The sequence below is a fragment of the Lunatimonas lonarensis genome (genome assembly GCF_000390185.1).
In the GTDB taxonomy this organism is placed as follows: Bacteria; Bacteroidota; Bacteroidia; order Cytophagales; family Cyclobacteriaceae; genus Lunatimonas; species Lunatimonas lonarensis.
Genome location: NZ_AQHR01000093.1, coordinates 1 through 7,244, shown reverse-complemented (window position 1 = coordinate 7,244; position 7,244 = coordinate 1). Strand labels below are relative to the sequence as shown.

8 protein-coding genes are annotated in these 7,244 nt (G+C 47.7%); 6 read left to right on the top strand and 2 right to left on the bottom strand.

Annotated features, from left to right (window positions below):
- The 3 genes from ADIS_RS23455 to ADIS_RS22430 all read left to right on the top strand — a co-directional run.
- Positions 1–210 (top strand): hypothetical protein (locus tag ADIS_RS23455; RefSeq protein WP_035806550.1); only part of this gene is annotated, 210 nt, incomplete at its 5' end.
- Between the two features lie 68 nt (positions 211–278).
- On the top strand, positions 279–926 hold the full coding sequence (locus ADIS_RS16405; protein ID WP_010855762.1) for a TIGR04282 family arsenosugar biosynthesis glycosyltransferase: 648 nt from the start codon (positions 279–281) through the stop codon (positions 924–926).
- Between the two features lie 107 nt (positions 927–1,033).
- Positions 1,034–1,828, top strand: coding sequence for a glycerophosphodiester phosphodiesterase (locus tag ADIS_RS22430; protein WP_051113337.1), 795 nt, complete (start codon positions 1,034–1,036; stop codon positions 1,826–1,828).
- Between the two features lie 8 nt (positions 1,829–1,836).
- Here the strand turns inward: ADIS_RS22430 and ADIS_RS16395 are convergent, their stop codons facing one another.
- Complete coding sequence (locus ADIS_RS16395; RefSeq protein ID WP_010855760.1) at positions 1,837–2,346, bottom strand: DUF1572 family protein; 510 nt, start codon at positions 2,344–2,346, stop codon at positions 1,837–1,839.
- Positions 2,347–2,646: 300 nt separating this feature from the next.
- Between ADIS_RS16395 and ADIS_RS16390 the strand changes: the two genes are divergently transcribed.
- The 3 genes from ADIS_RS16390 (at position 2,647) to ADIS_RS16380 (ending at position 4,573) form a co-directional block, all read left to right on the top strand.
- Positions 2,647–2,883, top strand: coding sequence for an acyl carrier protein (locus ADIS_RS16390; RefSeq protein WP_010855759.1), 237 nt, complete (start codon positions 2,647–2,649; stop codon positions 2,881–2,883).
- A gap of 26 nt (positions 2,884–2,909) precedes the next feature.
- A complete protein-coding gene (locus ADIS_RS16385; RefSeq protein WP_010855758.1) occupies positions 2,910–3,986 on the top strand; it encodes an MBL fold metallo-hydrolase in 1,077 nt (358 codons plus the stop codon).
- Positions 3,987–4,108: 122 nt separating this feature from the next.
- Positions 4,109–4,573: a MaoC family dehydratase gene (locus ADIS_RS16380; RefSeq protein WP_010855757.1), complete on the top strand. Its 465-nt coding sequence runs from the start codon at positions 4,109–4,111 to the stop codon at positions 4,571–4,573.
- Between the two features lie 46 nt (positions 4,574–4,619).
- Here the strand turns inward: ADIS_RS16380 and ADIS_RS16375 are convergent, their stop codons facing one another.
- Positions 4,620–7,052, bottom strand: a complete 2,433-nt coding sequence (locus ADIS_RS16375) for an outer membrane beta-barrel protein (protein WP_010855756.1) — start codon at positions 7,050–7,052, stop codon at positions 4,620–4,622.
- Positions 7,053–7,244 lie beyond the last annotated feature (192 nt).

Here is a 7,244-nt window from a genome sequence, read left to right as displayed (position 1 = left end):
CAAAATATCTCCTTTAACCGGGAAAGGACGCAATGTGGGTTAAAAAAGGGCCGAGCAATCGGTCCTTTTCTATTCCCTCATATCGGATTGGCAACGATCAGAAAATTAAAATCGTCGCTCAAGGAAGTGAAGGAACCTAAGGATATGGAATTTCGTGCGCCCAACTTCTTGACGAATAACCACAGCTTTCAATATGATCAGAAAGGCTGATTGTCAACATGAAGCCCATCGCTGGGGCTATAGTTCAACGATCCCAATTTAATCCCTAGCTTTACGGCATGAAGCAGGCCGTAATTGTCTTCCAAAAAATCCCCGAATTGGGCAAGGTAAAAACCCGGCTGGCCGCGGGTATCGGAGATGAAGAAGCCCTGCGGGTGTACGTTTTCTTGGTGGAGTACATCCACCAGCTTCTGAAAGAGGTAAAGGCGGACATCCATGTATTCGTAGATGGTAAGATCAGCCCTGATAGTACCGCTCCGGCCCATTACTTCTTTCATGCGCAGCAGGGCCCCGACCTCGGTGCCCGCATGCGGGCTGCTTTCAAGCACGTATTTTCCCTAGGTTACCAGCAGGTCGTGATCATCGGAACGGACTGCTACGAAATCTCGGCCAAACTGATCACGCACTCATTCACTCTCTTGGCAGAAACCGATTTGGTCGTGGGCCCTGCCAAAGACGGGGGCTACTACCTGCTGGGAATGTCCAAACCCACACCAGAACTGTTTACGGCCATCCCCTGGAGTACCTCCAGCGTATGCCAGGATACGCTCTCCCGGGCAGAGGGCTTGGGCCTGACCGCTTCCCTTCTACCTGTGCTGCGCGATATCGATACAGCCGATGATCTTGGCGAGTTGGCGGAACGGTTGAATATCAGAGAAAAACCAATAGGCCCACCACCTAAGACCTCCAACCCGTTCAGCAAATAGAAATAGAACACCCGATGCCAATACTTCACAATAACTTGATCTGATATCGCTTCAAAAAATGTCCCCATTTAGGTTATTTTCGCTCTCCAAACCAAGCTCCTTTTATCGTGAATGCTAAGAACCTTATACTGTTGGCCTGCTCAATGTTCGTCCTAGGGCTACCTTGCTATGCGCAAAACAAGAACCCCTTCCATCCCTACACGTTAATTGCCCACCGGGGAGGTATTGTGGGATCGAATACGCCTGAAAACAGCCTAGCTGCATTAGAGGAAGCCATCCGGCGGGGATACCACCGGGTCGAAATCGATGTACGACTGAGCAGAGACAGCGTCTTGATTACCCAGCATGATCCGCATTTCCGCAAGTATTTTAACCTTGACAGGCGCGCGAGCGATATGACCTGGGAAGAAATCAGGAAACTCAGGCATCCCTCCGGCCACCGAATTCTCCGCCTGGAAGAGGTCTTGGCTGCCTGTGCCGGTAGAATCGAGGTGATGCTGGACAACAAGATTGACGGATTTGACGAGGCGTTATTCGCCCAAATCATCCAATTGCTCCAAACCTATGGACTTCAGGACAATGCCATGATGATCGGCACAACGGCGTCTACCGAATATTTTACCGGAAAGGTCCGATTAAGCTGCTCCATAGACCAGCTCAAAGCCAATCAGTCCCGGCCAGACTATAGCCCCAATCATTACTACCTATTTGCCCGGGACCTGACCAAAGAGGACGTGGAATGGGCAGCTCAAAGGGGAATCCCGGTAGTAGCAGCCATCAATGCCTTTTTATACCCTGAGGATTCGCTCATGGAGACTGCGGCGGAAAAAACCACTACAATGATAAAAAACGGGGTACGCATTTTTCAAATCGATGGTATATTCGAAGCGTTTTTCCGATAATCCCCAACTCATTTATAACGCGGCGATTTCCCTTTTGGGATACTTAGCGTTTGCCACGGTTTTTCCGCAAAAATCTTGGCTAGGTAAACGATCTGCCCTATGTGCGACGCATAATGGGCCAACTGACGGCTGATGGCGTCCACCACGCTATGATCCTTGTCACCGATCCGGACAATCCGCATCAGATCGTCCTCTCCAAGGGGATCCAGCGCGGCAAACAAACATGTCCATCCCTCCTCCCATTTTGCCCATATCTCCTGGGGGGTGGTGATCGCCTCTTCGAACTCAGCATCCCGCTCCCGCCACGGCTTCTCTCCATTGCTATCCAAAAAAGATGTCCATCTGGAGAGCATATTTCCGTTTAGATGGTTTACCAACATAGCCACGGAGTTGCTGTGTTCGTTGAACCGATAAAACAGTTTTTGCTCGGGTATCTGGCTCATTGCCTTTTCTCCCATTACTTTGTAATCCCTTAGCAGTTGCCGCGTACTGTCCAAGTAGTTTCCTGTATTCCCCATGGTATCTCTTTTTTTACTTATTTCCCTCTTAAATCTAGTACAAAAATGTCGAATGCCGCCTAATATCGTGGGTGCAATCGTTCGTTTCGTCGGATACAACGTGCTTGGGTTACAATTTATACCCTGACTGCATCTGATAATCAATTACTACCCGTTATCCCGCCACATCTCTGTCCTCTACTCCAATTGTCCGTAGCGCTGGACAAATGCCAAGACACGAACTTTTTACCCTTTTTCCTCATTGCCAAAACAAAACGCTGTTTTTTTTCGTCTTAGAAACAACTAAACCAAACTTTAGCTATGAATAACATAAAAGCACTCCGCACAGCCATCCGGGTTTTTGAATCCTACGGAATTCCCCTTACCGGAAAACGCAAAGGCGCTAACTTTTATGAAGACCTAAAAATGGATCGGGTGTTTGTGTCGGGATTGATCTATGAATTGGAGTCCGAACTGAAGCGAGAACTGGAGGATGAAAAGATTGCAAAAATCCAAACTCCTTCCGAGCTGATTTACACCTTGCTTCGGGCTTCCTGAGACAGTGTGTCCTACACCACTGATCGATGAAAAGAAGCGCTATCTATTTTTCCTTAACCTTTGTTGCTGTTGCCGCTGGTATTCCCCTTTTATCCGGCTTCGTTGGGAACGATACCGAAGCGTATACTTCCAATAAGGATCTACGAACCTTGGCACCTTTTGACATGTGGCAGGGTACTCCGATAAACGAGGATGGAACATTTCGAAACCTGTATCAGCCATTCGACTCCAGATTTTCCGATTTGGTAAAATGGAAGTTGAGTAAGAACCCATTGGCAGAAAGAAAAAAGAAGGACAGCAGGACACTTTCCGTCCAATCGGCGTCGGAGCTAGTGGCAAGCAGCGACGATTACCTAATCTGGCTTGGCCATGCCAGTTTTTTAATAAAAAAAGAGGGTGTAACCTACCTGATAGATCCCATACTGATCGATAACTTCTTTCTGAAACGCCAATCCGAATTGCCATTGTCACTTTCGGAACTTCCCGCGATAGACTATATCCTTATTTCTCATAACCACCGCGACCACTGTGACCGCGCCACGATAGAATTCTTAGCGGAAAGGTATCCCCATGCGGAATTCCTTACCGGATTGGGTGTAGGCAAGGTCATTGCCCCCTGGCTTTCCGGCCAACAGGTTCAGGAAGCGGGGTGGTTTCAGCAATATACCATGGCCGAAGATCAGGCAGAAGTGATTTTTGTGCCTACCCGACATTGGTCAAGACGTGGGCTATCGGATGAAAATAAGACCCTGTGGGGAGGCTTTTATTTCAGGTTTACCGACACCTCGGTCTACTTTATGGGAGACAGCGGCTATGGGCCTCACTATATGGACATTAGAAACGCATTGGGAAGTCCCGACTATGCACTGCTGGGAGTGGGAGCCTTCGAGCCCAAATGGTTTATGCACCAGTCACATATCAGCCCCACGGATGCCATCAAGGTATTCCATGAGCTGGAAGGTCGTTTCTTCTTTCCCATGCACTTCGGAACGTTTGATCTATCGGACGAACCGCTGTTGATGCCGTTGGATATCCTACTTGAAAACGAGGGCGAAATAGACGGAACGCTCATTTTTCCAACGGTTGGAAAAAATATTTGGTAAAGTTCCGCTAACTTGCGCGACTAGGCGTTGCGGGGCGTCTCACTTGGTTTTAAACCACATGATGTCAAATTACGCTTACTGCTGTTTTTATTTTACGGTTTTCAACCTAAAACATTCCTCTAATGAGTCAGCTTACCATCGATAGCTACGAAGACTTTCTGGCCTATGTAGGGCAGGACTTGGGAGCTTCAGAATACCATAAAGTCACCCAGGATCAGATCAATCTATTTGCCGATGCCACGCTGGACCATCAGTGGATCCATACCAACCCCGAGCGGGCAAAAGTGGAGGGTGGCTTTGGCGGCACGATTGCGCATGGCTACCTGACCCTTTCGCTGGTACCTTACCTTTGGGATCAGATCGTCGTTGTGAACAACCTGAAAATGATGGTCAACTACGGGATCGAAAACCTTCGGTTTGCCAATCCCGTGAAGGTAAACGATGAGATTCGAATGCATGCCTCTCTGGCCAATATCAGTGACCTCAGAGGCACTATCAAAACTGAAATGAAGGTGAAAATTGAGATAAAAGGCGAAAAGAAGCCTGCCCTGGCGGCTACCTTGATTTTCCTCTATCACTTTATCTAAGAAAAGCAGCGTCCCCATCCCATCGGTAGACGCTGCTTTTTTCCGTTTAGTCCAAACGGTTTTGCTCTTCCGTACTCCCGCTTCGTTGAGAAACCTTGAAATTTTGCCCCTGCGAAAATTTCCACCTTAGACCTATGCGCACCGACTGTATATTATTGTATTGTGCCACATCGGTGTTGATCTGATCAAAGCGAATATTTCCTGTAAACCGCTGGCTTCTTAAAAGGTCTGAACCATTTACACTAAGGTTCCACTTGTCGCCTTTAAAGCTTTTTGAAACCCCGGCATCTACCCATGCGACCGGGTTAAGAACCATTTGCCCAAACCTGTTTTTACTCATATACATGCCAACCATTTCAGCTTTCCATCCTTTGCCAAAGGTCATGTTGTGCTGGGTACGGAACGTCATGGTAAACTGGCTTTCGTCCAGCAGCTCGCTCCCCAATTGGGACTGAAAGGTATTCTGACTCAACTGTAGCATGTGGTTCATGGTATACCAGGGAGCTACTTCCATCGGTACAACAAAACGAAGGTTCAGGTTTTGGGTTACGTCCAGATTTTGGATTTGAATGGAGGTTCGTCTGGTCGCGTCGTCCTGGATCATGATCTGACCGAAGGCATTTTCTGTACGGGCATACCCCAAGCTGATCTGATACTGCCCCTTAATCGTATGATTCATCTCCAGGTTGGTTGCATATTGTGGGGTGAGATTTGGATTTCCTTCCTCGACAGTAAGCGGATCTATGTAAAAAACGAATGGGTTGAGCAACCTATAGTTGGGACGGGTAATGCGTCGATTCAGGTTATAGGCCACTTGATAGTTGTCATTTATGGTTTGTTGAAGGCTGACACTTGGAAATAGATCCGCGTACTGCTGCCTGTTACGTTGGTCAAGGGTAACGCTGTGGCCGGTAATATCGGAATACTCAAGCCTTAATCCCCCCTGTAATTTCATTTTAGGTCCCAGCTTGGTGTGGTAATTTCCATAGGCTGCCAGCACATTCTCGTCATATACAAACCGATTGCTGTTTGCGTCCGGTTCAAGGGGGCCCTCTTCTATACTTTTGGATATTTGTAGGTCATTATCTGATTTTACCCAACTTCCTTTTAGCCCTAGCTCAACGGATCTGCTATTTTTAAGGGGGCGGGTAAAGTCCACCTTGGTAGTAAAGATGGAATAGGCCATCTCGTTACCGGTCAGGATCCGATCTTGATTACCGACCTGGTTAGCCTCCGTCCAATATCGGTTGCTTAACAAACTCAAACTTCCCGCATCCATAAAGGTATGATCCACATCCGATGTAATCTTGGTACCTACCGTATCCAGTTCACCCACGTAGTGGAGGTTGGCAAATAAACGCGTATTGTCCGACCGGCTGTCATTGATAGCTCGAAGATTGGTTGGAAACAAACTGCCTGGAGTCGTGATAGCCGTATTGGAAAGGCCATCTTCTGCTCCATCCTGCCTAGAGAGTTGAAGGTTTGCCCCTAGCCTATGGTTCTCCTTTAAAAGATACGTTGTTCCCCCTTGGAAAAACAGGTTTTTCCTAACCAACTTCAACCGGGCCTGCTGATCAAAATCTGAGCTGCCTTCTTCGAGCTGAAACCTGCGCAAAATCTCCAAATCGTTGAATTGCGCCCATTCACTGTAATTTAAGTTGGCGTTGGTGGTCCATTTACCCTGCTTTACATTGAGACTGGCTCCTGCATTGGGCGCATGGATGCCATTGTACCGGTGGCCCATATGGACGCTACCGTTGATGCCGCTTAGGTCATTTTTCTTTAAGCGCAGATTTATCACCCCGGCGGCACCCTCCGCATCGTATTTGGAAGAGGGATTATTGATCACCTCGATGCTTTTTACGTTATCGGCAGGCATTGCCCTCAAAAAATTAGCAAGATCCTGAGCACTCATATAGGTTGGCCGATCGTCGATCAAAACTACCACACCGCTTCTCCCATTGAGATTTATGTTTCCGTCACTGTCTACAAATACGCCGGGCGACCGTCCTATTACGTCCAAGGCAGTATTTCCCTCAGCAAGGGGTGACCCCTCCACGTTCACGACGGTTTTGTCTGCATCAAACACGATCTGTGCCCGCATACCACTGACAGTAACCTCCGTCAGCGACTCAAGACCGGCTGCCATGTTAATGAAGCCCAAATCCTTTTTTGTGGCTCCATCCAAACGCAGACCTGAAAGAAGAAAAGGCGTGTATCCGATACTGGATATCTCCAAAAAAGCCTCGCCGGTATACCCGTTAATGAGCATAAAGTAGCCCTCCAGGTCCGTCACAACCCCGGTAATCAGCTGCTGTGTCGCGTTATCTTTCAAAGCTACATTGGTGAAGGGCAGCGGCTCCCCCTCTTCATTGACCACCACACCGGTAAGGCTGTTTCCCAGCTGCTGTGCTCCCGACTCGCCAAAACCCAGGAGGTACGTAAAAAAGGATAGAAATAATAAAGTGTACGTTTTCATAATTTGTTGTTTGATGCATGTTCGATGTCCCTGCATCTGAAAAAGCGGTGCCAAAACGGAAAAACAAACTTAACTAACTGATTTTATGAACATTAAAAAATAGACGGAAATGAAAACTGTCTCAATTTCGAACAGTTCAAATGTTCGAAAAATCGAGTAGGAAGATAGGGATTAGTTCCCTATCTGTCCTCT